Below are 26,350 nucleotides of genomic sequence, written 5' to 3' on the forward strand. Positions count from 1 at the left end.
TCTAAATCTAAAATTAGAAATCTTATGTACTATAACAAAATAAAAACGATATTACTTTTCAGTGTTTTCACAATTACCTTTTCATACTCTCAAAACCTTGAAAGCAAAATCAATGATATACTAAATAACGAATATTCGAATGGAAGCACTGGCTGTGTTGCTTTGGTATCAAAAGGAGGAAATATCATTTATCATAATGCTCTCGGTTTGGCAGATTTGGAGCTGAACACTCCAATGACAAAAGATATGGTGTTTGAAATTGGGTCATTAACCAAGCAGTTTACAGCAGTAGCCATATTGATGCTAAACGAGCAAGGAAAATTAAATTTGAACGATGATATAAAGAAATACATACCCGATTACCCTACACAAGAAAATATAATAACTATTCACCATCTCTTGAATCATACATCAGGCATAAAAAATTATGTTACTTTAAAGGATTGGTTTCCACAAATAAGAAAAGACTTTACTCCGGAAGCTTTTATTGAATTATTTAAAAATGAGCCTTTAAATTTTTCACCAGGTGAAAAATGGGAATATAATAATTCTGGCTATTATTTATTAGGGTACATTATCGAGAAAGTTTCAAAACAATATTACAAAGATTTCATAGAGTCAGAAATTTTCAAACCTTTAAAAATGAATAATTCATCCTACGGAATTCGCTCAGAGATAATTAAGAATAGGCCCTCAGGTTATTCAAAACGAAACAATGCATTTATTAATGCACCTTATTTAAGTTTTACCCATCTATATTCTGCAGGAGCACTAATGTCAACCGCAGAAGACTTATTCAAGTGGAATCAAGCTTTGGTAACTAATAAGCTAATAACAAATGAATCAAAAAAACTGATTTTCACAAATACAACCCTAAACAATAATAGTAAAACAAATTATAGCTACGGTTGGGCAATAAATAAAATCAATAATAGCAATACCATAGAACATTCTGGGGGTACTTTGGGTTATGCAACTTATGCCACTTATCTACAAGAAGAAGATATATTCGTAACTGTTTTATCAAACTGCGATTGTAAAGAACCGAGAGTCGTAACCACGAAAATAGCTGCCATTTGTATTGATAAACCAATGCCAAGTAACGAATCGGCTATTACATTGAACCCATCAGATTTAAACAAGCTAGTGGGAACATATACATTTGAAGATAATTCTACTAGAATAATTACCCTCAAAGGCAATCAGCTTTTTTTCAATTTTCCAGATGGAAATAAATCGAAATTATTTAGTTTGGATGGAATGACATTTTGGATTGACGGGACAACTGAAAACCTGAATTTTATGGAGTCGGCCAAAGGAATGGACTGTTTATTTAAGAATCGCATATATGAATCTAAAGGAAGTAGGCAGGATAAGTAAACAACTTTTTTTGAGTAACGAAATGTCAACAATGTGTATAGTGCATAGCACCCTACGGGATGCTACGACACCATATACGGAACGTTGGCAATAATTAAAGATTACGGTAATTAAAGGTTAATCATCTCTTTTTTAGCGTAGAAAAAGACAATGCATTAAATCTTAATTTTTTAAGTAAACTGTAACATTTGTCATATTATCCCATCTTGATAAAAACTACTATACTATGAAAAATATTAGAAAATTTTTATTTTTTGTTATTGTGTTGCTTGTTTGTTTTGCTTCAAGAAAGTCGTCTGCACAAAATGAGTATTCTATTGACTCGATTATTCAGTTAAATACATATACTTTCAAAATTGTAAACAATGAAATTATTGGAAATGGAAAAGATTTTCTTAAAAGAGAAGCTGAAAATTCTCAATTTTTTATGATTGGTGAGTTACACGGAAATAAAGAGACCCCCGAATTTACTTCTGCTATTCTTAACTTACTAAAGCCTAAGGGATACAACAACTTTGCTGTTGAGATTGGTCCTTTTAGTAAAAAAAAATTACTATCTATTATTAAGCAAAAAAATGGCATTGATTCTTTATCCAATTTTTATAAAAAGTATAATCCAGATGATTTAACAAATCCAATTCCCTTTTTTGATGGGGTTGATGAAGTTAGAATGCTAGAAATTGCTATAACTAATGGGTATAATATCTGGGGAATCGATCAAGAGTTTGTATATGCAGCTCCCTTTTTATTTGATGATATTTTTAATAAGACAAAAAAATTAAAAAACAATTCAAAAAGCTATGAAAAAATCTATAAAGAAGCTCGCGCATCTTTATTAAAGCATCTTACTACGAAATCAAAATCTAAATTTAATCTTTTATTGAAAGATAAACATATTCTTGAGTTTATTGCTGAATCAAAAGGAGTAGATAACGAGATTACTACGCTATTGACAGAGTTAGAAAAAAGTTGGAAAATATATGCTTACGGAAATGGTCCAACAAAACAATACTTCGAAAGTAATAACTCCAGAGCGATTATGATGAAACATTACTTTTTTGACTATTATAAAAAAGCTTTATTAAAGGAGCCTAATCCAAAAATGATCTTAAAAATGGGGAGTATGCATACTGTTTATGGAAAAAATCCTTTAGCTATTTATGATATTGGAAATACTTTATATGAATTATCAATATTAAATAATTCCAAAAGTTTTAATCTTGCCCTTGCTGGCAGATATTATATTAGAAGTAGTGGAGAAAAGATTGATCGCTTAAAATATGTTCCAGAATATAAGAAATTATTTGAGCATCAGGAAGAAAATCTTTGGACTCTCTTGGATTTAAGGCCTCTTAAAAAGGCTATTTACAATGGAAAAATTAAGGTAGACGATAAGAAATTCAAAAAGCTACTTTATAGATATGATTCTGTTCTCATGAAAACTCTTACAGCTGCTACAGAGGACATTAGAGATTATAAAAACTAAATTGAAACTTTTGGAATGGGTTATACAATTCAAACCCGACAGCATGGATTTATAATTCGATAACGATACTCAAATAAAAAAGTTTTTCCCTGCCATATACATTACTATTGCCATATCAAAAAGATAATAGTAGCTTTGGGTAATTAAAAGATTAAAAACCTTGACAGGATGAGGTTTATGATATATACAAACGCTTGTCAATACATATAAATAGATATATGTGTACTGGTACGTATATATCATTGTTGGCCACAAGCAGAACAGACGAAAATGGGAGAAACAGAAAAACCAAGACTTTCGAGGTTAACGGCTATTTTAACTCAACTACAATCTAAAAGAATTGTTACTGCAAAATACCTTTCTGAAAAACATAATGTAAGTGTAAGGACTATTTATCGAGATATTCGAACATTAGAAAATTCAGGAATACCAATCGTAACTGAAGAAGGTAAAGGGTATTCTATTATGGAAGGATACCACCTCCCGCCAGTTCTGTTTACAGAGGATGAAGCCAATGCCTTAATTACAGTAGAACAATTAGTCATAAATAATAAAGACCAATCATTAATCGATAATGTTTCAAGTGCATTAGAAAAAATTAAATCCATTTTAAAATATTCTCAAAAAGGAAATGCAGATTTATTAGCTGATAGAATTTACTTTGGAGGCAATCAGAATGAAGAGAAATCCAGTAATAACCTAATGCAAATTCAATCAGCAATTATACATTTTCAGGTAATAAAAATTGAATACCATTCTTCCAAAAACAAACAAACTTCTCGAACTATTGAACCATTTGCCATCTATAGCATCAACGGGAACTTTCTTCTCATTGCCTTTTGCAGATTAAGAAATGATTTTAGGAACTTTAGAATTGATTTCATCAACTCACTCATTCCACAAAATGAAACATTTACTCCGCACAATATGACAATGCAAAAGTATTTTGACGATTATATACAATAACAGAATCACCCCTGACACAAGGCTGTCATAACAACATTATACTTTTGTTTTATTATAAACAAAAAACAATTAAAAATGGAAACATTCAAAATCATTACTCTTTCTTTATCAAGTATTTTGCTACTCTTTGTTGGTTCTATGAGATTAAGCGCTCCTATAAAAACGTATTTAAAAAATTCAGGAATTAAACTTGAAAAAGAAATTAACTTGTTAAATGAAATAAGAGGCGTGAGTTCTGTTCAACTATTTGGTGGAATTATTATTCTATTGGGAATTTTTATACCTAAATTGACTTTCGCTTCATTTACTGTTGCAATTTTAATATTCATCGGTTTTGCAATAGGAAGAACTATAAGTATGAGTATTGATGGAAAGCCAAATAAGCTGTTAATTCAAGGGTTAATTTTTGAATTTGTATTAGGTTTTGCAAATATCTTGTGCCTTTTCAATATTCTATAGCATAGAAAAATAAAGCCAGTGGCTAACAATGTATAAAAAACATAGGGCCTTAGAGCTTAATCGAAATATCTGTGTTTATTAACAAAGTCCGCCAAATTTAAAATTTTGATTGAGGTAATAGATATTATTTAAAACCGTATACACATTAAAAGTCGACGTTTGATATTTAAAATTGGACACTTACTAATTTAGAATTTGAGACTACATAAGTAACCAATAGATTTGAGAAATAATCTAATCTAATTGAACATATGAAAACCAAAAAAATCCTTTCAACACTACTAACCTGGTTGCCTTCATTAATAATAGTATTATTTTTTATCCCGAACGCTTTAGATAAAATTCTTAATTCGAATCAAACAGGAAAAATTGTTTCGAATACTGCTGTAATGATAATTGCAGGAGTATATCTACTAATTGCGGTAGTCCTGTTTTTATATAATAAAACCGTTCTTATCGGCACTACCCTTTTAGCATTTTATATGACATTAATAGTATGTATTCATATGTATAAAGGGAAACCGTATGAAGTTACCATCCTAATTGTTATGGCGACAATATTTGCATCGTATATTAGAAAACCACAACTATTTCATCAAAAATAAAATAATGTAATAGATAAAAGCGAATGCTTTTAAAGTGCAGAATTGATAATTAAAAGCTAGCAAATCAGATACATAAAAAAAGCGTAGCACAATAACGTATTCTCATTGCTTTAATTTTCCTCACAGAAAATCATAGTGAGTGCATTATAGCTCTGTGAGTTTTTGCAAGTTTATTATCAAGTGGCAAAACCATATACAAATACCTTAGCCATAATTACCCAATTCAAGCCTGAAAGGCAAAAAACAAGAGTCCTTGATTTTCAGATAATTAAATCAAAACAAGCGTTAATTAAATCACAAAATTGCTTATTTTCTCTAAATACCAAGTAACACATCTAAAATTAATGACATCAATTATTAGTATTAATAATTTAAATCAAAAATTATGTTAAAAAACATTTCAAATTTAGGTGTAGTCCTAAAAAAGTCAGAACAACGATCTATCAGTGGTGGATTTGGAGGACCAGTATCTTGTAGTGCCACTCCAACTTTTTATGATGGACAATGCTGGCTATGTGGTATACGAACTAATCCCCGTGAATGTAATTAAACTTAATTTAAAAGCGGGCTTTGTTCCGCTTTTTATTTTTTATTACTCATCTAAAACTACAGCTAACAAGACGTAAAAATTATAAGAGCTACCCAACAACGTAGATTTGTAATCTGCATGAGGCAATACTCAGCCTCTAAATAAAAACCTTAAAACTTCACCAATTGCGGTAATGATATCACAAAAAAGTTCTTCCCCTGCCATATACATTACCATTGCTATATTAAAAAGATAATAGTAGCTTTGGGTAATTAAACAAATAAAGTGCTTGTAAACAATTGATAAACAAACACAAACGAGTATACATGTACTGGTATACACATACTATTTGTTGTAACTCATGTAACTAATAGATTAAAAATGGATAAAGCATTACAAACTATGATTGACAACATGCCTGAAAAAACAGGTAAGTCATTAGATGAATGGAAAGCAATTCTTAAAGAAAAATCCTTTACTAAACATTCTGAAGGAGTTAAGTTTTTAAAGACAGAATATAATGTGACGCATGGGTTTGCTAATACTATTGTAACTTTATCTAAAGAAGAAAATAACTCTCCTGATGATTTAGTGGGCGCCCAATATAAAGGGAAAGAAAATCTGATTCCGATTTATAAGAAACTAATTGACTATGTTACATCATTAGGTTCTGATATAACCATTACCCCGAAAAAAGGAAGTGTTAGTATTATTAGAAAAAGACAATTCGTTTTAATTAAGCCGGCTACCAAAACAAGAATTGACTTAGGGTTTAAACTAAAAGACAAACCAACTACAGATAGACTTGAAAACTCTGGGCCATTCGGAACAATGTGCACGCATAGGGTTCGGCTATCCGAAGAATCAGAAATTGACAAAGAATTAAAGGGTTGGATCTCTGAGGCTTATGAAAAATCAATATAAAACCAGATATAACTATTAAGCATAGACCTAACCCGACTGCGTAGATTTGCAATCTGTGCAATACAATAACACATCGTCTAGATAAAAATCTTGGGATGTGAATTTTATGATATACACAAACACTTAAAAACATCAACAAACCGATATATGTACGGGTGTTATACATATGTCATTGTTGTATATAATTATGATCAAAATGAAAAGAAAACATCCATATTTTGCTTTTTGCATTGTAGTATTGATAGTAGTAGGATGTGCAAGAAAAGAAGTAAACAATATGCAAATAGACCATATCATACTGGCCATAAACGACCTTGATTTGGGCATTAAGCAATTTGAGGAATTAACTGGGGTAAAAGCCATATATGGAGGAGGGCATCCAAACAGTTATACTCATAATGCTATAATACCTATGGACGATATGATTTATATTGAAATCCTGGCACCAAAGAATGAATTGGACACAATTCCTGAATTTTTTAAAAACATGAATGTTTTAAAACCTATTGGTTTTGCAATAGCTACCGATACCATAGAATTTCTGGAGAAAACAATCGTAGACTCTCAATTTGAAACCAAAGGAATTGAAAATTGGTCAAGAAATAAACCCAACGGAGAGGAATTGAAATGGAAGTTATTACGGATAACTAATCCAGGGCTAAACATTAATCCTTTCTTTATAAGTTGGTCTGATAAAACAACTCATCCTTCGGTTCAAAAGAACACGCTTTGTTCTTTGAAAGAATTTCAGATTAAAACTCCGCATAAGAAAGATATAACAGACATTTTATTGAAGAACAAATCAACGATTCAATTCATGAAGGTGGAAGATAGTGATACAATACAACTTAAATTCACCATTAAAACCCCAAAAGGAGAGGTAATATTTAAATAACTATACATAACAATACCCCACTGCGCGATTTACAATCTGTGCAATATAATAACACATCGTCTAGATAAAAACCTTGACAAGCGTGATTTTTATGATATACAAACGCTTGTAAACAGGTATATGCGTACTGGTATGCATATACTATTATTGGTAGCTATTGGTAAACAAAAACTCTTAACAACAATACATCAAAATGGAATTCTTAATTATCTTAATTATTTTAGTTTTTTATGGAATTTCTTACTACATAAAGAAACGAGTTGTTCCGAAAATTAAAGGAGCTCTTGGAGAGTATAAAGTATCTACTAAGCTAAAACGTCTCAAAAAAAAAGAATATCTAATTTTAAATAATGTCTTATTCAAAATCGGTAATTCGACTACTCAAATAGATCACATTGTAATTTGTAAAAGTGGAATTTTTGTTATTGAAACAAAAAATTATAAAGGTTGGATTCATGGACATGAAAACTCTGAATATTGGACACAAACGATATATAAATACAAAAAGAAACTTAGAAACCCAATAAAACAAAATTGGGTTCATGTATACGCGATAAAAAAAATACTTTCAGAATATAACTATGTTAAATATTTTCCAATAGTTGTTTTTGCCGGAAGCGGGAAATTAAAAAATATAACAACTACCCTACCTGTTATTTATACGAATAAACTTCTTAAAACAATAAAGAAATTAAATGAACAAGAAAATTTATCATACAATCAAATGAAATTGATTTCAGATAAGTTACATCAATTCAACATAATTGATAGAAAAGAAAATAGAAATCACGTTAAACAGGTAAGAAAACAGATTCGTGAGCGAAAGAAAAAGGAAAAACTAAAAATTTGTCCAAGGTGCGGAAATGGCCTAATCAAAAAAAAAGGAAAATATGGTAGATTTTATGGTTGTCAAAATTTTCCAAAATGTAGATATACATTAAGTATAAATTAATTCCCAAAATAAAATTAACTTTATCGACATCAATCAACATGTTATGAGAAACCAAATTATACTAGTAGCTTGTTCGTTTATTTTTATAACCTGCAACAAAAACGAAACCGCCCCAACCCTATCAAAACCTAAAGAGATCAAAAAAATAGAAGGAGCATGGAAAATGGTGTATGGAGAGATTAGAGAAGGAGATTCTGTAAAAATTAAAGATATGACCTCATCAGATTTTATAAAAATCATCGGTAAGGATCATTTTGCATTTTTTAATCAAGATCATACCAACCCAGATGGTTTTTATGGAGGCGGAGGAACATATACTCTAGAAGGGAATACGTATACAGAAACATTACAATATTGTGCGGTAGAAGCTGTAAGAGGTCACAAATTTCCATTTACAGTAGAAATAAAAGGAGATACTCTTATTCAATATGGGCTAGAGGAAGTAAAAGAAGCGAACATAAAAAGGTATGTTGTAGAAAAATATATTAGAAAGAATAAATAGTATATTTTTTTAGACCTGACAACGCGGATTTGAAATCCGTTAATGATACTCAAACAAAAAAGTTCTTCCGCGACCCTATACATTACCATTGCTATATCAAAAAGATAATGGTAGTTTTGGGTAGTTAAAAAACAAAACACTTGCAAACACCTATAAACTGATATATGTGTACTGGTACATATGTATTATTGTTACCTGCAAGCACAAAAAAATGAATGCTGAAGAATTTGTAAAAGCATTTTATAAAGAAAAACAAGAACTCTTAAAAGAGTATTTAAGTGACAATTCAAAGACTGAGGTTAGGACGTTGATCCAAACTCTTAGACTGACGGACGAGCAGAATGAAATAATGAAAAAAGTGTTGGATTCGTCATTTACGAATATATTTTATACAATTTTACTCGGATTAGATGGCTCTGCTTCAATTGGCGGAATTCAAAAAATGTACGATTTGAAAGATAAAAACGGAAATCAATTAAGTGGAGAAATAGAAGATTATGCTTATGAATATTTTCACGAATCGGATTAAAAAAATAAAACGTGAAATTATATAAACCACTTTTTTCTATAATTATAATCATTGTCCAACTGATATTATCTCTGGAAGACTATTATCAACTACAAGAATGGAAAAAAGAAAACCCCGAACTTGATTCATTGATAAATTTAGTTATACATTACGACACTTTATTTTTATTTGTTTTGATAATTGGAATCTATGAAATGCGAACCAAACCAAGTCTAATAAAAAAACTTATTCGGATACTTTTAGTTTGTATTGTTTTTGGATATTGCTTTTCTGGGATTATTCCAATCGAAGATTTTAAATTTGGTATTTACAACACCGCTTGGTTTTCAGCCGTAGTTGCAATTGTTCTGATTTTAATTCAAATGGGGAAATATGGAACTAAGAAAATAAATAAAGCCTGCAGGTAACAACATATATGTGATCATAGCAGCTAAGTGATCAATCGAATGGTTGTTGTATTTTTGGTAAAGCGCAATAATTGCAGAAAGGAAAAGTTAGCAACTAATGCGCAGAAAAATCGAAAAGCAAGGTAACATTTTACCCTGCTACGACACATATATTAAACGTTAGCAATAATTAAAAAAAATAATGAAAAGGATATTTATCTTACTATTCATTTTCTCCTCTTTAACATCTTGTAATCTTAAAGAGAAAATTCAGAAAATAAGTAAAATCAATGATGAATTAGAAACTGAATTCAAGCATGATCAAATCTTTAGCGCTTTCAACTTTGGAACAGATGAAGAAAGTAACTATTTCTTAATAAGCTTTTATGAATATGACTTAACAAACAAAACGCATTCTGAATTAGAAACAATTGCTAAAAAGGTTAAGACTTTTTTTAAGAAAAATAATCCGGAATATAATAATCTTGATTTTATTGAAATTAGATTTACGAAATCAGATCAGGAAACTGCAAACTCTTTTGTGAATTTTAGATTTGAATGAACTATTACTAACAATGCCTATGAGTTTATTGCGGCGAAATTCCTTGGCAGAATTTCATGCGGATTTGCAATCCGTGTAACACAATACTCATCGCCTACATAAAAATCTTGACAGGTGTGAGTTTTATGATATACATAAACGGATCAATTTTTGATAATAATTGCCAGTATAATTTGGCACTACTCGAGATATGAATAGAAATTTGATATTATTAATCATTTTTATCCCAATTATATCATTTTCACAATCAATTAAAAATTGGAATGAGAGAACTTATGATGCTTTAAATACAATTAAACCCGATTTAACAAAAGAGCAGTTTAACTATTTTAAATCTATAATTCTAAACAGACAAAAGTATCAAACACAAAAAAGAATAGATTCAACAAAAGGAGTTATCAAAATAGTAGAAGGCTATGATTTTGTAGATAATAAGTTTGGAATTATTGAAGAATATCGTTTTTCAAATGGAAGAATATTCACTTATTTGAATAATTTAAAAGAATGGGGAGTCAGTTTCGATGACTACAACAATTTTGTTGAAGCAAGTATTAGAAAGCACAAAATTGATACAATTCTTCCACGAAAATACACTGCTGTATTAGGTTGTATAGCAAATAAGCGCGCAATTAGAAAATCAAAAAGAATTGAGAAGATGGCTAAAAACCAAGGTGTCGTAATTGAAAATTATTTAAAAATAGAAACGTTAATTGACTCGGTAATTGATAAAATTTATATTTCATTTTTAATTCCAAAAAGTGGAGCTAGAGAAGTTGAAATATCTTATGGCCCATTTTATCTTGATGTTGAATTGGAATATTGGTTGAATTAACAACTGGTTACAACAAGGCATATGTGCTCATAGCTGCTAAATGACAAACAGATACTTCAACATAAAAACAGGAAATAACACTATGATACCTGATATGCTTATGAGATTAATAATTTCAATACTCCTTTTATTTATTTCAAGTTTTGGCTTTGGGCAAAATATCGGAGGGTATTTTAACTATGAAAAAGTCAAAAAATCTGTACCAGAATATGAAACTAATAAAGATTTAATAAAGGAACTGGAGACCAAATATAACGACTCACTTTTAGTAATTGTCAGCCCTTTTCAAAAAAGAATCTCAGATGCTCCTCATATTGACTATTCTCCTGAGGAATTAGAAAAAATTCAAGATTCAATTCAAAAATTAGAACAGAAAATAGAATCATTTCGTAAATCGGCTCTTGAGATTATTGAATCAAAAAGGAAAAAACTTGACAGGTCAATTAATAAAATAATTTTGGTATCAATCAATGATTTTTGCAAATCGAAAAATATTAGCTATTTAACCAAAAAAAATGATTTACTATTTTGTGTAGAATGTTTAGACTACACTAATGAATTGATTGAGTTTATGAAATTAAAAAAATGATGTATCACAACAACCCGTATAACTCATAGCTGTTAAATCCCTCAAAAGTAATTCATTACGATTTTATTACCTTAGTGATTCACTGTAGCTAATTTCAAACTTAATCTTAAATCATGAAGATAAACAGATTACAATTTTCAATTGATATTAAGGCAGAGAAAACCAAGATATGGAACGCACTATGGAGCGATAATCTCTATCGTGACTGGGCTAGCGTATTTTTTGAAGGTTCTTATGCCGTTACCGATAATTGGAAAGAAGGTAGTACAGTAGTATTCCTTTCTCCTGATCAAAGTGGTATCTATAGCATCATCGAAACACACATTCCTAATAAAATCATGAAGTTTAAACATATCGGAAATGTGGTAAAGGGAAAGGAACAACCTATTGATGATGAAACAAAAGCATGGTCGGGCGCCACAGAAATTTACACACTTACTGGTGAAACAGATAATAATACACTTCATGTTGAAATAGATGTCCTTGACGAGCACCTGGACTTTATGACAATCACATTTCCAAAAGCACTGGAAAAAGTAAAGAATAACTGCAGTTAACAACATGTATAATTCATCGCTTCTAATTTTCCTCTCAGAAAATCATAGTGAGTGAATTATGGTTCTACGAGCTTTTGCACGTTTATTTCCAAACAAAGAAACCATATACAACTCCGAAAGCACGGACTTGCAATCCGTGTAACACAATACTCAGCGCCTACATAAAAACTTTGACAAGTATGAGTTTTATGATATACATAAGTGGATCAATTTTTGATAATAATTGCCAATACAATTTGGCACTACTCGAGATATGAATAGAATTTTGTTCTTTCTGATTAATGCTTAAATATATTGAGAATCAAATTTAAGACATGTATAATCAATACTACTTCTCTACTCCAATACTGATTGCTACACTAGAGAATCCTATGAATTTTAAGTCGTATAAATCTTACATGAATACGTTAATGACAAGCTAAAAAGAAAACTGTAACAATCATTAAATTATTGCATCTTTTTAAGATGAAAACTAATTCAAAAATAATGCGATTAACAATTTTAGTAGCCTGCATAATTTTTCAAGTAAGTTTAATCTATGCACAGACTTCATTAAAGGAGATAAACCTGGAAAACGGAAAATACAATGTAGGTTTTCAGCACTACACAAGTATTGATAGCACAAGGACATATCAAATCAAAAATGAGTTCAATAATCAACTTATTTACAGACCCATCCCAATTAGCATATGGTATCCAGCCAAAATTGATACTAAAAATTCAAAGCAACTAATTGTTTTAAATTATTTAGAAATTTTAAAAGAAGAAGAAGAATGGAAAAACTTACCAAATGATTTTTTATTGGATTGGTTTCCCTACTTATGGAATACACCACAAAATAAGGCACATCTTAGTGAAAAAGCTAACGCATTTTCTAATGCGGCTATTTTAGAGGGAAAATATCCTGTAATTGTTTATGCTCCCAGTTATCAAGCGTCTTCGATCGAAAATTTTGCATTATTCGAATATTTAGCAAGTAATGGTTTTATTGTGATATCCAGTCCTTCTAGAGGGACAGATACAAGATGGTTAGAGGGAGGAACTGCTAAGGATATGGAAACACAATCTAGAGATATAGAATTCCTTTTGAAAGAAATTCTTAACTATAAAAATATTGATTCAAATAAAATAGCTCTTATGGGGTTTAGTTTTGGAGGAGTTTCAACTACTATTACTGCGATGAAAAAGCAAAATATAAAAGCTTTGGTAAGTTTAGATGGGACTGAAAGATATAACTATGCTGTTTTAGAAAAATCACCTTATTTTGATTTAGAAAAATTTGACATTCCGTATATTCATTTTGCCCAAAAAGATATTCCTAAAGAAGTTTTAATTGCAGAAAAAATCCCTGCTGAATTGAATTATAAATTTCAACTATACGATTCTTTAAAATATAGTAATGCTAATAGTTATAAATTCAATGACTTAACACATTCATATTTTAGTTCTTTTGGAGTTTTATTCGCAAATAGAGATAAGAGGCAAGATAAAAGTGATGATAAAATCATGAAATCTTATAACCTACTTTCTACACACACCTTACAGTTTTTAAAAGCCTTTTTAAAAGATGATGAAAAAGCAAAAGAGTTTATAGAAAAGAATCCTAAAGAAAATGGATTTTCGGAAAATCTGATTTCAAAAAAAATGAAAATGGCTCTTGAAAAAGAATTTGACTATAAAGACTTTAATGATGTAGCCCTCAATCAAACCTATCAAGATTTAATTTCTTTATACCAAAAACTAAAGGAAAAACATCCAAAACTTCATCTCGAAGAAGGAATGTTAAATACATTAGGTTTACGATTATCATTTAATCCCAAAAAAGCAGAACATGGTATTAATGTATTTTTATTAGCGTTACATATATATCCAAAATCAGCAAATCTATTTGATAGCCTGGCTGAAGCTTATTTATATAATAAAGATTATAAGAATGCCATATTTAATTTTAAAAAATCGTTAGAATTAAACCCTGGAAATCAAAACGCTATTGACAAAATAAAACAACTTAAAGAATAAAGCTAGTTACTAACAGCCTATATAATGAATTGCAGGTAGTGTTTAAAATACATTTGGATACAACGCTCGATGTAACGCACTCGATCCCTAGGAACACACCCTTCGACTACGCTCGGGGTCCGTGAAGGATACATTTGATTACCCATGTCGTACTCCGAGCCCTTCGATAAACTCAGGGCAGGTACGCCGAAGGGTACACATTTCTAAAAGCCTGAACGGCAACAAATTCATAATAAATTCACAATTAACAGCCGTTACGGTCTTTATCAATCTACCTTTAACCTTACTTTCACATATGTCGGTTTCTTATTTTATTACCTTCCGCCGATTAAAAATTCTTCACATGCTCAAAAATACATTTAGATTACTTCTATGCTTAGTAGTAATCACCACTAGTGGTTGTTCTGTTCTTCAACCTAAAAAAGAAAAAATCGCTACCGCCGAAGGCAAAAAACCAGGTAAAGACAAAGACACCATTAAACCTTATGACAAGGTCATTACCGAAAAGGCCAAAACCGACAAAGGTTTATTTACCGTTCATAATATAGGCGATAAATACTATTATGAGATTCCGGATTCATTGTTTAACCGGGAAATGCTTATGGTTACGCGTATTGCCAAAACCGCTACGGGGATTGGTTTTGGAGGAGGAAAACAAAACACCCAGGTATTACGCTGGCAACGAAAAAACAAACAGATATTACTTCGCGTCGTATCACATCAGATCTTCGCTTCGGATTCTTTACCGATTCATGAAGCTGTAGAGAATTCTAATTTCGAACCGGTGTTATATGCATTTCCGATTAAGGCATTTTATAAAGATTCTACCACTGCGGTAAAAAATGCAACAGTGATCGAGGTTACCGATCTGTTCAAAAAAGATGTAAAACCTTTAGGATTTCCTGATAGCAGACGAAAGCAATATAAGATTTCAAAATTAGATGTTGCCCGATCGTATATCGATACGATTAGAAGCTACCCATTAAATATAGAAACTCGCCATGTAAAAACGTATAGTGCTGCCGAGCCACCTTCTAATGCTAGTACAGGATCTATCTCATTAGAAATGAGCAATTCTATGATCCTGCTTCCTAAAACCCCTATGAGACGTCGATATTTTGACCAGCGAGTAGGATGGTTTGCCCGCGGACAAACGGATTATGGATTAGAAGCGCAAGAAAGTAAAACGGTACGTTACCTGGATCGCTGGAGATTAGAGGTAAAAGATGAAGATCTTGCAAAGTTTAAACGAGGAGAACTGGTAGTTCCCAAAAAGCAAATCGTATACTATATCGACCGTGCGACACCCAAAAAATGGAGAACATATATTAAGCAAGGGATCGAAGACTGGCAGGTTGCCTTCGAACAGGCTGGGTTTAAAGAGGCTATTATCGCCAAAGACCCTCCAACAGTAGAAGAAGATCCCGATTGGAGTCCAGAGGATGTGCGCTACTCTGTAGTGCGCTACCTGGCCTCTCCAATCCCTAATGCCAACGGACCACATGTAAGTGATCCCAGATCGGGAGAGATCCTGGAGAGTGATATCAACTGGTATCATAATGTAATGACCTTATTACGCAATTGGTTTTTTGTACAAACCGCAGCAATCAATCCACAGGCGCAGAGTGTTGCTTTTAAGGATGAAGTGATGGGAAGATTGATTCGATTTGTATCTGCTCACGAGGTAGGTCACACCTTGGGACTACCGCATAATATGGGAAGTAGTGTTGCCTACCCGGTAGAATCTCTAAGAGATCCTGTGTTTACCAAAAAATATGGTACAGCACCATCGATAATGGACTATGCAAGATTTAACTATGTTGCCCAACCGGGAGATGGTGATGTTGCCTTAATGCCTAATATTGGTATCTATGATAAGCATGCAATACAATGGGGATATCGACCGATACTTACACCAACTGCAGAAGAAGAGAAAAAGACATTGGATAGCTGGATACTGGAGCATCAAAATGATCCTATGTATAGATTTGGGAAACAACAGTTTGGAGTTATTGATCCAAGCTCGCAAACCGAAGATCTTGGTGATGATGCCGTACTGGCCAGTACCTACGGAATCAAAAACTTGAAGAGAATTGTACCCAACCTCATCACATGGACTGCCGAAGATGGTAAAAACTATGATGATCTGGGCACGATGTACAGACAGGTATTGGGGCAGTTTAATCGATATATGGGCCATGTATCTTCTAATATTGGTGGAGTATATGAATACTATAAAACCTATGATCAAAAAGGTGCTGTATACTCTCATGTGACCAAAGCAAATCAGAAACGTGCCATGAAATTTTTACACGAGCAATTGTTTAGCACTCCGGATTGGTTACTCGACAATACTATTTTTGATAAAATAGAATCTGCAGGAAATGTAGAACGCATTCGTAATTTCCAGGTGAGAACCTTAAACAACCTGTTAGATCATGGTCGTATGGCACGATTAATTGAGAATGAGGCCTTAAACAATAAAGAGGCCTATACCCTACTCGATATGATGACCGAACTACGATCGGGACTATGGAGCGAATTGCGAAGCGGTCGTACCATCGATGTATATCGTCGTAATTTACAGAGAGCTTATATCGATCGACTGGAGTTTTTAATGACCAAAGAGCAACCTAAGATCCCGGAGAATATAAGACGCTTTGTAGTACGAACTAATGTAAATGCTTCGCAAAGTGATATCAGAGCGGTAGTACGTGCAGAACTAAATACGCTACGTCGAGCAGTTAGAAATGCTACCGGCAGAACATCAGATAGGATGACGCAATATCACCTGCAAGATATCGCAGAACGTATCACCGCCATCCTCGATCCTAAAAAATAAGATAATACATCTGTACTATAACACCCCCCTGTTTGAATCATCAAGCAGGGGGTTTCTTTTAATAGGTACTTATCTGATCAAGTGGTTTGTTGTAATGCTAAAGGAAACTATAGTGCTTCGGCAGGCCTGTCCTGAGTGTATCGAAAAAGTCATCAGGACTATCGAGAATCAATAGTTGTTATCGTTTTCAAAAGCATCTCGATACATTTTTTCTACGCTATGCTCCAAAAAAACACTCGATGTGACGTAGTGTTTTCAATTATTAATATGCCCCCTCTGAGTGAGTGATCATACTATAGTTATCCTATTATTCTGCACTTAATCCGAAGTTAAAAGAAAAGATCATACGAGAATATAACCTATAATAGAAATATAAGTACCTTAGTAATTCATACCCTCATTATTAACATCAACACTAGAATAAACAACATGAAAAAATTAATTTCAGAATTTATTGGAACCTTATGGTTAGTATTAGGTGGGTGTGGAAGTGCTGTATTAGCAGCAGCATACCCAGAGTTAGGAATTGGATTTGCAGGAGTTGCCCTTGCATTTGGTTTAACCGTTGTAACGATGGCCTATGCCATTGGGCATATTTCGGGTTGCCATCTTAATCCTGCAGTATCTATCGGTTTATGGATAGGTGGTCGTTTTGATAAAAAAGAACTGCTACCTTACATTGTTGCCCAGGTATTGGGTGGTATTGCCGGTGCAGGAATTTTATACCTTATTGCTACAGGAAAATCTGGGTTCGAAATTGGTGGCTTTGCTGCTAATGGATATGAAGAGCATTCCCCAGGTGGCTATTCTATGCTTGCAGCTTTAATAACCGAAATAGTAATGACATTTATGTTTTTGATCATTATTCTGGGAGCTACTCATTCTAAAGCCCCTAAAGGTTTTGCAGGCCTTGCCATAGGATTAGGGTTAACTCTGATTCACCTTATAAGTATACCAGTAACCAACACTTCGGTAAATCCTGCCAGAAGTACGAGCCAGGCATTATTTGCAGGAGGTTGGGCAATAGAGCAATTATGGTTATTTTGGGTAGCTCCAATCATAGGAGCGATTTTAGCCGGATTGGTGTACAAATTTATTTCTCCAGAAGAAGCATAAAAAGCACAATAAACCTATAATACTAAACCCTTGCATGATGATTTATGCAAGGGTTTAGTATTCATGCTCATCAGTTCAAGTGATTTTTCGTAATGTAATGGAGAAAAATTGTATCGAGAACCAATCATCCCCTTACCATGAGGTTTCCCGTAACTTTATTAAAAAAGGTCGTCGTACTTTTATATAAGAGAGATAGATATTACCCAGGTAACATTATCTGGTCGTATTTAGAATATCATTATTTGGATCATTGTTAATACTAAATTTAAAATGGGCTACGAAAATAAAACAATAGAACGATTTGCTGGATATGATGCCGAAATCAATACTAAAGGGGTGTTTATTTTAATCCTTAATATATTGATTATCGTTAGCATCACAATAATCATAGGAGAGTTAACAACACTCGTTTCTCCCTTACACCTTTCTCCGTTTAAGGTGATCACCAGTTTAATAATCCTTTTTTCGTTTTTTTCGATACTGATTACCGTGTATACAATAACCCCCTATTTAAATTCGTATAAAAAATTCTTTTGGTTTTTTAATAGTATTGCGAATAGCAATAAAAAAGAGGAAGAAAAAAAAGATATCGATAGTCAAATTTATGATTTAGAAAAAGGATTAAAAAGAAAACATAAGGGCGTTAAAATGGCATTACTTATTAATTTTATTCAGCTACTTTTTCTAACCTATATCGCATATATTATTGTATTTTAGATAAAACTCTCTAGTTATTATTTTGATAGACATAAGTACAAACAAGTATAAAGGATATATATGCCCTATATATAAGTCATGTTTACACGAATGAAAATACTCCTAACAGGTGCTACAGGCTATATCGGCAAACGAATTCTCCCTTTATTAGTAAATAAGGGGCATCATGTGGTATGTTGCGTTAGGGATACCTCTAGATTTCATCCTCCCCAATCGTTAAGCGCAAGTATTTCTGTACTAGAAATTGATTTATTAGATGCTTCTTCTCTTTCAAAAATCCCAGATGATATTGATGTGGCGTACTATCTGGTACACTCTATGTCGACATCTGACGATTATAAATCATTAGAACAAAAATCTGCTATCAATTTTCGGAATACATTATCTAATACAACTGTTAAACAAGTGATATACTTAAGTGGTATAGTTAATGAATCTAACTTATCTAAACATCTGCTATCAAGAAAAACGGTTGAAGAAGAGCTAGGTAAAGGCAGCTACAACCTCACTTGCTTTAGGGCAGGAATCATTGTTGGATCGGGCAGTGCATCCTTTGAAATCATGCGCGACTTGGTAGAAAAGCTTCCTGTTATGATTACCCCAAAATGGCTTCTTACCAAATGTCAACCCATAGGGATAGCAGATGTGCAAAGCTTTTTAACCGAATGCATCCTTAAAGAGGAAACATACAACAGGAATTTTGATATTGGTTGTGATGATATTCTATCGTATAAAGAAATGCTACTTGATTTTGCTAAAGTTAGAAATTTAAAAAGGAGAATCTGGACCGTACCTGTAATGACCCCGAAGCTTTCTTCTTATTGGCTATATTTTGTAACCTCTACTTCTTACAAGTTGGCCAGATCCTTAGTCGATAGTATGAAGGTTGAAGTTGTATGTAGAAATAATGAAATCAATACCCTACTAAAAATCCAACCCATATCCTACAAGGAAGCCTTATTAAGAGCATTTGATAATATTAAAAACAATGAGATTGCTTCAAGCTGGAAAGATTCTTATTCTAGTAGTGAGATAACCAGCAACATATCAGAATTTATAGCGGTTCCAGAATTTGGATGTTTTAAAGACATGCGTGTTCGACAAACTGAAAACTATGCATCATCAATAGAGAAGATCTGGAGTATTGGAGGTGAGAACGGATGGTATTATGGGGATTGGTTATGGAAAATCCGTGGTTTTTTTGATAAGCTATTTGGTGGAGTCGGATTGCGAAGAGGTCGCACGAATCAATCCACTATATCTGTTGGAGACTCATTAGATTTCTGGCGGGTGCTCTATGCAAATAAACAAGAAGGAAGATTATTACTTTTTGCAGAAATGAAACTACCGGGAGAAGCCTGGCTTGAATTTAAAATAGTGGATAACGATGTGATCCAAACTGCCACATTTAGACCCTTAGGTTTGGCTGGCAGATTATACTGGTATGCTGTATACCCGTTTCATGGCTTTATTTTTAAAGGATTAATCAACCAAATAAGTACACATAACAAGGCCTAATTAATTCTGGTAAAGACATTTCTAAAACCCTTCACAATTCCCTACTCCTGCATCTCTTTTGTAGCCAAACAAAAAACTTTCTCTCCCTTGCTAAAATTATAGAGCATATTCTGAATCTTTTCTATCCTTCTTACAAAAAAAGTTTTCCTACTAAGACAACATATCATAATAGCTATAAATTTTATCTAAAAACCTGTCACACCCGACAGGTTTTGTTGTATAACTACTATACAAAAGAATAAAAATGAATAAAAAACAAACAAGAAAACTCATCAAAGCTGCTCTTGGTATTGCCGTAGGGTATACAGTTATAAGCTTTTTTATTAATGAAACAAACCTATTAGCTAATCAACAACAAATCATGAATGAAGTCATTAAGAAATCAAACATAGATCCATTTTTAAAAACTCCAACCAACTATTCTTTTTCCTGTACAGCTACAAGTAAGGGAAAAGTATTGGATGCTAAACTTTTACAAGATGGAACTTTAATTATCCATTATGAATCCTTTTGGGAAGGGGATGGAGATCATTCTGGTGTGTTAACTGGTAAATACAATGCCAGCAAAAACCGTTTTGATGGTTTTTATAAAACGAACGATAATCGGTTTTATGGAGAGCAGAATTTAATATTTAAAAATAATGGAGAAGCCCAAGGTACCTGGGATAATGGCTATGGCACAACCCATATCCGATTAAAAAAATAATAGCTAACTGTCACATATGGCATTTATGATTGTACAAACAGTATATATTAATTAAAATAAATAAAAATGAAGAATGTAACGGCAAAATTAAGGTTTTCAACTGCCCTAATACTACTTATCGGTTTGAGTATTGTGATGTACTCTTTTACTACCGTAAAAGAAAAAAATAATTCTTGCACTAAAGAAAATTGCTATTTCACCAAAGTAAATGAAAAAAAATCATCAGAAAGAAAAGAAAATTTTCTTGCTACATGGGAAGTTTCCAAAACCTACACCTTGCAAGTAATTGATGCTATGCCTGCTAGCAAATTTAACTACAAGTCTATAAAGGTAGACAGTGTAAGAACATTTGCACAACAGTTTAAACATCTAGGTGGTATTCTTCAAGGCATGAACAGTATTTTTTTAAATGATCAGCCACCGGTAGCACCACCATCTGATTTTGAAAAAACAGGATTGACTAAATCGGAGATAAAGGAGTTTGTTAGCGCATCTTTTGATGCCGTAACAAAAACTGTAAAAGGTATGTCTGATAATGATTTGAAAGAAAAGAGAACCATGATATTTATGCCAAACAAGCCCGATTATTCTAAATATGCATATTTGGATTTTATGAGAGAACATACAGCACATCATCGTGCTCAAGCATTAGTATATCTACGTCTAAATCATATTACACCCCCTGTTCAACAATATTTTCCGATAAAGTAAATAAAAATGAATTGTACAATAGAAATTAAACATAGATATAATACGTCAAGCAACAATATTTGGGACATTCTAAAAACTGGAAATAATGTGGACAAATGGTTTCCATTTATTGCTAGCTGTGACTTAATGGGAGAAGGTGTTGGTGCTAAAAGAATCTGTAAAACTCAAGAAGGACATACCATAGCAGAATCTATCATTACCATCGACGAAGATGATAAAATCTTTACATACATCATAGACCATCACAACTTAGAAACACCCACAAAAAATATATGGGGAAGAATGCAGGTTTTAAACGAAAACGATGAAACTTATGTGCATTGGAAACTAAATTTTGATCTTACACAAAAATTGGATGACCAACTCTATATAGAATTAGAAGATGGAATGAAAAGTCTGTTACAATCTGGATTAATACAACTAGAAATGGTTGCTGCATCATAAAATAACAGGTAAAAGGAGTGAGTTATTCTTGCTCCTTTTACCTATTTTTATACTCACACATACTACTTATGGAAAATCCTCTAAAACTTGCCAATTATGACGATTCGATTGATGAAAAATTAATAACTAACTCAAAAAAAGGAGACAAGAAAAGCTTAAATAAACTTTTAAACAGGCATCAAAATTATATTTTCAATATTGCATTAAAAATGTTGAACAATGTTACAGATGCCGAAGATGCCACCCAAGAAGTATTGATTAAATTGATTACAAATTTAGCAAAATACGATAGTTCAAAATCTCGTTTTAGAACATGGCTCTATAGAATTACATTTAACCACATTTTAAATTTAAAGAAAAGCGCTTCAGAAAAAAAAGAGCTAACCTTCACTAAGTTTTTTGGGTTTATGGATTCTGTCCCGGATATCTTTATTACAGAGGGAGAGAATACGAATGAAATTATGGGGCAATCCATTCAAGAAGCAAGAATTGCTTGTACTGCTGGTATGCTTATGTGCTTGGATAGAAGTCAACGATTAATATATATAGTAGGAGAAATTTTTAAAATAGACCATAATCTAGCTTCTGAAATTTTTGATATTACACCAGTTAATTTTAGAAAAAAACTTTCTAGAACACGTAAAGATTTACACCAATGGATGCATAAAAAATGTGGTTTAGTAAACGAAAATAATCCTTGTAGATGCAGAAATAAAACCAAAAAGTTTATTGAGTTAGGTATCGTTAACCCTGAAAATCCAAAATGGTTATCAAATTATAAAAATAAAATTTTTGAGCATGTCGAAAGTAAATTGGACGAAACCGCCATTAATACTGACGAAATATATTCAAAAATATATCAACAAGACCCATTTAAAACCAATATGAAAGCAAAGCAAGTATATGAAGAGATTCTAAATAATAAAAACTTTGCCAGATTCATGGATTTGTAGCTATTGTTACTAAAAAATAACCACCTCCAACAATATTTCCTATAAAAAATAGCGAATAAGGGCAAAAGACTAATCGTGTATTCTATCGATAAAAACCCTTAACACTTTACCAATCCTGGTAATAGCACTTTAAAACCCTCATACCTCACACCCAACTCCTTCTTCTATACAAAAAACGTTCTCCCCTACCATGTGGTTTCCTGTAACCCTATTAAAAAAGGTAATGGATGTTTTATAGGGGTTAAAAAACAAAAAGCATTGATAGGTGTGAGATTTTATGATTAAACAAATGTTTGTAAACGATTACAAATAATTATAAATTCGTCCAAACGCATATATGTGTAATGGTGCATATATTATTGTTAGGCACAATTTTCAGCAGGTCAACAAAATTCATATATTTTATAATCTAAAAACTTATTTATAATATTGGAACTATTTATTGATTTTATCTTAATTGTAGGTATTGTTTTAAATATAATTATTCTTTTAAAATTATTTAAAACAAATAACACTCAATTACCAAAGAAAATACTTATTGTATTTTGGTTTTTTATTCTCTTTACCATAATTCATTTTTATGGCTTACTTCACAATTTGAATTTTCTATTAATACCAACTTTTATATTAGAAAATGGCTCAAGATTTTTATTAGCTGTACTGATATACCTATACGTAAAATCACTTTTTGAAAACGAAAAGAATTTCATAATAAGACATTCTGCACATTTCATACCTTTTATCCTTTACCTACTTTTTTATATTATACCTTCTTCTATAAACTATGTAACTGATAAAAATATCTTTCCATATATACAAACAATAAATAAACATATAAATCTAGCTTTAATAAAAGACAGTTACGGTATTATTTACTTATTAATGTCATTAAATATTTTCTATAAATATAAGCCAAGGTTGAAACAATTTTTCTCAACTTTTAAGGAGCAAGATTTTGTATGGATTAAGAAATTTGTGATGTTATTCTTAATAGCCTTGAGTACTGATCTAATAATGACATTTTCTGAAATATATTTCGGATATAATGTTGAATGGGATGCTTATATTACAGTATTTTTGGTCATAACAGCTATGGGATATTTAGGATATTTTGGTTTATCTCAAACAACCATTTTTTTGACTGAAATTACTTCTGAGGATATTTTACTATTTAAAAATAGCAAAACCAAAAAAATAATTAAACAAGAAGAAGAAAATGAGTTAAAATCTAAATTGAACAAACTTTTCAATGAAGAAAAAATTCATCTCGAAAAAGACTTAAACTTGAATGATTTGTCTCAAAAAATGCAAATTAGCAGTAGAAAATTGTCAGCATTTTTGAATGATGTTTTAAAAACAAACTTTTATGATAAAGTGAACTACCATCGTGTTGAAGAGGCAAAAACTATGTTAGTAACAGATAAAGTAATTCAATATACTGTTACTGCCATAGGTGAACTATCAGGGTTCAACTCAAAAAGTAGTTTTTACCGTATTTTTAAAAAAACAACAGGCTATTCACCTTCAGAGTACAAAAATAGTTTTAATAACAAATAGTCTCATTGCGTGCATTGAGACTTATCCAATTAAGAATTAATGTAACGTTAGATTGATATTTGTGTCTAGTTAGAACAATCAAAAAATATAATTATGACAAAATTTCATCTATTAGTACTAATTATTATTTTCATTTCTTGCAGTGAAAATAAACCTACAGAAAAGGTTCAGCAATCATCATCTCATCAAGAAATGATTTATGCAATCAAAAATGTGAATATCATTCCAATGACCACAAAAAATACAGTCATTAAAAATGCAACTGTTGTTATAAAAAAACATAAAATTTATTCAATTAATAAGTCAATACCAAAAAATGCCACTATTATTGAAGGAAAAAATAAATGGTTAATTCCTGGACTTATTGATATGCACGTTCATACATTATCAGATGGAACTCCTTTTGTAATGTACCCAACAAAAGGCCCTTTAGTTAGTTTCAACACTCAATACAATATGACACCATATATTGCAAATGGAGTTACAACGGTTTTTGAATTGGCTGCAAGACCTGAACATATAGGACAACGTAATGAAATTATTAGAGGAGATATTATTGGACCACGAATAGCTTTGGCCAAAGTAATTGGCGGAAATAAATCTAACTTTACAGCAAAAAACCCTTCTGATGGAAGAAATGCAGTGCGTTTTGCTAAAGAAGAAGGCTATGAGTTTATAAAAGTTTATACTTGGCTAAATGAAGAAACCTTCAAAGCAGTTGTAGATGAAGCTGAAAAACAAAATATGAAAGTTGTTGGTCATATACCAGTAGCATTTAAAGGAAAACAAGCTAAAGATTTTTTTATCCCTAATTTCGGTTTAATTGCTCACGCCGAAGAATTATCAAAACAAACAGATGATTACAGCTACGAAAAAGCACAAGAATTCGCACGTTTAGCCAAAGAAAATGGCACTTGGTTAATACCCAACTTGTCCAATATGGTTGCTATTGAAAAACAAGCCAAATCACTACAAAATATTGAAAACTTACAAGGTTTTAAATATGTACATCCATTGATGCAGGATAAATGGCTAACATCTAATAGTTATTATGGAGCTTCAGATGACTTAATAACATATTATAAAGAATTGATTGACTTTCACATCCTTATTGTAAAAGCTTTTAAAGAAGCTAAAGTACCTATGGTTTCAGGAACCGATGCTGGAATTTCTGGTATTGTTTTGGGATTTTCACTTCACGATGAACTCAAATTGTTAGTAGAAGCTGGCTTTACTAATGAAGAAGCTTTAACTTCTGCAACAAGATTAGGTGCTGAATGGCTTGAAATTGATGATAAAATAGGAACTATTGAAACTGGTAAGTTTGCAGATTTAGTTTTACTTAATGAAAATCCTTTAGAAAAAATCAGTAATACAATCAAAATTTCAGGGGTATTCGTAAATGGTAAATGGATTGATAGAAATAAAATTGACATTATGTTATCTGATGTTGAGAATTGGAATAATGCTAATAAAGAAAAGTATGACTGGAAAGAGCTCTTGAATAGTTTAAAAAAATAAAAAAATTGTGCATAACAACGTATATGTCATAGCAGTTAGAGATTTTAATCCGATGGTTATTGTATTTTTGGTAAAGCGCAATGCTTTCTACGA

At 31.8% G+C, this 26,350-nt stretch carries 27 protein-coding genes; all 27 read left to right on the top strand.

Annotated features, from left to right (window positions below):
- The first annotated feature begins 24 nt into the window (after window positions 1-24).
- The 27 genes from DG435_RS08525 (at window position 25) to DG435_RS08650 (ending at window position 26,257) form a co-directional block, all read left to right on the top strand.
- Window positions 25-1,380: a serine hydrolase gene (locus DG435_RS08525; RefSeq protein ID WP_106794305.1), complete on the top strand. Its 1,356-nt coding sequence runs from the start codon at window positions 25-27 to the stop codon at window positions 1,378-1,380.
- Window positions 1,381-1,606: 226 nt separating this feature from the next.
- Window positions 1,607-2,866, top strand: a complete 1,260-nt coding sequence (locus tag DG435_RS08530) for a hypothetical protein (RefSeq protein WP_106794304.1) — start codon at window positions 1,607-1,609, stop codon at window positions 2,864-2,866.
- 270 nt (window positions 2,867-3,136) lie between these two features.
- Window positions 3,137-3,832, top strand: coding sequence for a YafY family protein (locus tag DG435_RS08535; protein WP_106794303.1), 696 nt, complete (start codon window positions 3,137-3,139; stop codon window positions 3,830-3,832).
- A gap of 75 nt (window positions 3,833-3,907) precedes the next feature.
- Window positions 3,908-4,291 (top strand): DUF4345 family protein, encoded by a 384-nt coding sequence (locus DG435_RS08540; protein WP_106794302.1) that lies wholly within the window; start codon window positions 3,908-3,910, stop codon window positions 4,289-4,291.
- A gap of 251 nt (window positions 4,292-4,542) precedes the next feature.
- Window positions 4,543-4,896, top strand: a complete 354-nt coding sequence (locus tag DG435_RS08545) for a hypothetical protein (RefSeq protein ID WP_106794301.1) — start codon at window positions 4,543-4,545, stop codon at window positions 4,894-4,896.
- A gap of 385 nt (window positions 4,897-5,281) precedes the next feature.
- A complete protein-coding gene (locus DG435_RS25495; RefSeq protein WP_159025724.1) occupies window positions 5,282-5,446 on the top strand; it encodes a hypothetical protein in 165 nt (54 codons plus the stop codon).
- A 360-nt stretch (window positions 5,447-5,806) separates the two neighbouring features.
- Window positions 5,807-6,349, top strand: a complete 543-nt coding sequence (locus DG435_RS08550) for a DUF4287 domain-containing protein (protein ID WP_106794300.1) — start codon at window positions 5,807-5,809, stop codon at window positions 6,347-6,349.
- Between the two features lie 196 nt (window positions 6,350-6,545).
- Window positions 6,546-7,244, top strand: a complete 699-nt coding sequence (locus DG435_RS08555) for a VOC family protein (protein WP_159025723.1) — start codon at window positions 6,546-6,548, stop codon at window positions 7,242-7,244.
- 193 nt (window positions 7,245-7,437) lie between these two features.
- Window positions 7,438-8,196, top strand: a complete 759-nt coding sequence (locus tag DG435_RS08560) for an NERD domain-containing protein (protein ID WP_106794298.1) — start codon at window positions 7,438-7,440, stop codon at window positions 8,194-8,196.
- Between the two features lie 43 nt (window positions 8,197-8,239).
- On the top strand, window positions 8,240-8,698 hold the full coding sequence (locus tag DG435_RS08565) for a hypothetical protein (RefSeq protein WP_106794297.1): 459 nt from the start codon (window positions 8,240-8,242) through the stop codon (window positions 8,696-8,698).
- A 211-nt stretch (window positions 8,699-8,909) separates the two neighbouring features.
- On the top strand, window positions 8,910-9,227 hold the full coding sequence (locus DG435_RS08570; protein WP_106794296.1) for a hypothetical protein: 318 nt from the start codon (window positions 8,910-8,912) through the stop codon (window positions 9,225-9,227).
- An 11-nt stretch (window positions 9,228-9,238) separates the two neighbouring features.
- Window positions 9,239-9,634, top strand: a complete 396-nt coding sequence (locus tag DG435_RS08575; RefSeq protein WP_106794295.1) for a hypothetical protein — start codon at window positions 9,239-9,241, stop codon at window positions 9,632-9,634.
- A 181-nt stretch (window positions 9,635-9,815) separates the two neighbouring features.
- Window positions 9,816-10,175 (top strand): hypothetical protein, encoded by a 360-nt coding sequence (locus DG435_RS08580; protein ID WP_024771868.1) that lies wholly within the window; start codon window positions 9,816-9,818, stop codon window positions 10,173-10,175.
- Between the two features lie 190 nt (window positions 10,176-10,365).
- Window positions 10,366-11,007, top strand: a complete 642-nt coding sequence (locus DG435_RS08585; protein WP_106794294.1) for a hypothetical protein — start codon at window positions 10,366-10,368, stop codon at window positions 11,005-11,007.
- Between the two features lie 100 nt (window positions 11,008-11,107).
- Window positions 11,108-11,596 carry an OmpH family outer membrane protein gene (locus DG435_RS08590; protein WP_159025722.1) on the top strand — a complete coding sequence of 163 codons (489 nt, stop codon included), beginning with the start codon at window positions 11,108-11,110 and terminating at the stop codon, window positions 11,594-11,596.
- A gap of 113 nt (window positions 11,597-11,709) precedes the next feature.
- Entirely contained in the window at window positions 11,710-12,153 is a 444-nt protein-coding gene (locus DG435_RS08595) for a hypothetical protein (protein ID WP_106794292.1), read from the top strand.
- Window positions 12,154-12,618: 465 nt separating this feature from the next.
- Complete coding sequence (locus DG435_RS08600; protein ID WP_106794291.1) at window positions 12,619-14,172, top strand: prolyl oligopeptidase family serine peptidase; 1,554 nt, start codon at window positions 12,619-12,621, stop codon at window positions 14,170-14,172.
- A gap of 343 nt (window positions 14,173-14,515) precedes the next feature.
- Window positions 14,516-17,014 (top strand): zinc-dependent metalloprotease, encoded by a 2,499-nt coding sequence (locus DG435_RS08605; protein WP_106794290.1) that lies wholly within the window; start codon window positions 14,516-14,518, stop codon window positions 17,012-17,014.
- Window positions 17,015-17,443: 429 nt separating this feature from the next.
- Window positions 17,444-18,130: an aquaporin Z gene (gene aqpZ, locus DG435_RS08610; RefSeq protein ID WP_106794289.1), complete on the top strand. Its 687-nt coding sequence runs from the start codon at window positions 17,444-17,446 to the stop codon at window positions 18,128-18,130.
- 270 nt (window positions 18,131-18,400) lie between these two features.
- On the top strand, window positions 18,401-18,847 hold the full coding sequence (locus DG435_RS08615; RefSeq protein ID WP_106794288.1) for a hypothetical protein: 447 nt from the start codon (window positions 18,401-18,403) through the stop codon (window positions 18,845-18,847).
- Between the two features lie 90 nt (window positions 18,848-18,937).
- Window positions 18,938-20,365: an SDR family oxidoreductase gene (locus DG435_RS08620; RefSeq protein ID WP_106794287.1), complete on the top strand. Its 1,428-nt coding sequence runs from the start codon at window positions 18,938-18,940 to the stop codon at window positions 20,363-20,365.
- Between the two features lie 244 nt (window positions 20,366-20,609).
- Window positions 20,610-21,071 carry a hypothetical protein gene (locus DG435_RS08625; protein ID WP_106794286.1) on the top strand — a complete coding sequence of 154 codons (462 nt, stop codon included), beginning with the start codon at window positions 20,610-20,612 and terminating at the stop codon, window positions 21,069-21,071.
- A 66-nt stretch (window positions 21,072-21,137) separates the two neighbouring features.
- Window positions 21,138-21,782: a DinB family protein gene (locus tag DG435_RS08630; RefSeq protein ID WP_106794285.1), complete on the top strand. Its 645-nt coding sequence runs from the start codon at window positions 21,138-21,140 to the stop codon at window positions 21,780-21,782.
- 6 nt (window positions 21,783-21,788) lie between these two features.
- Window positions 21,789-22,226, top strand: a complete 438-nt coding sequence (locus DG435_RS08635) for an SRPBCC family protein (RefSeq protein WP_106794284.1) — start codon at window positions 21,789-21,791, stop codon at window positions 22,224-22,226.
- Between the two features lie 68 nt (window positions 22,227-22,294).
- Window positions 22,295-23,179: an RNA polymerase sigma factor gene (locus tag DG435_RS08640; protein ID WP_106794283.1), complete on the top strand. Its 885-nt coding sequence runs from the start codon at window positions 22,295-22,297 to the stop codon at window positions 23,177-23,179.
- 429 nt (window positions 23,180-23,608) lie between these two features.
- Window positions 23,609-24,736 carry an AraC family transcriptional regulator gene (locus tag DG435_RS08645; RefSeq protein WP_106794282.1) on the top strand — a complete coding sequence of 376 codons (1,128 nt, stop codon included), beginning with the start codon at window positions 23,609-23,611 and terminating at the stop codon, window positions 24,734-24,736.
- Window positions 24,737-24,829: 93 nt separating this feature from the next.
- Window positions 24,830-26,257 (top strand): amidohydrolase family protein, encoded by a 1,428-nt coding sequence (locus DG435_RS08650; RefSeq protein WP_106794281.1) that lies wholly within the window; start codon window positions 24,830-24,832, stop codon window positions 26,255-26,257.
- Window positions 26,258-26,350: the final 93 nt, after the last annotated feature.

The sequence above is a fragment of the Aquimarina sp. Aq78 genome, assembly GCF_900299525.1.
Classification (GTDB): Bacteria; Bacteroidota; Bacteroidia; order Flavobacteriales; family Flavobacteriaceae; genus Aquimarina.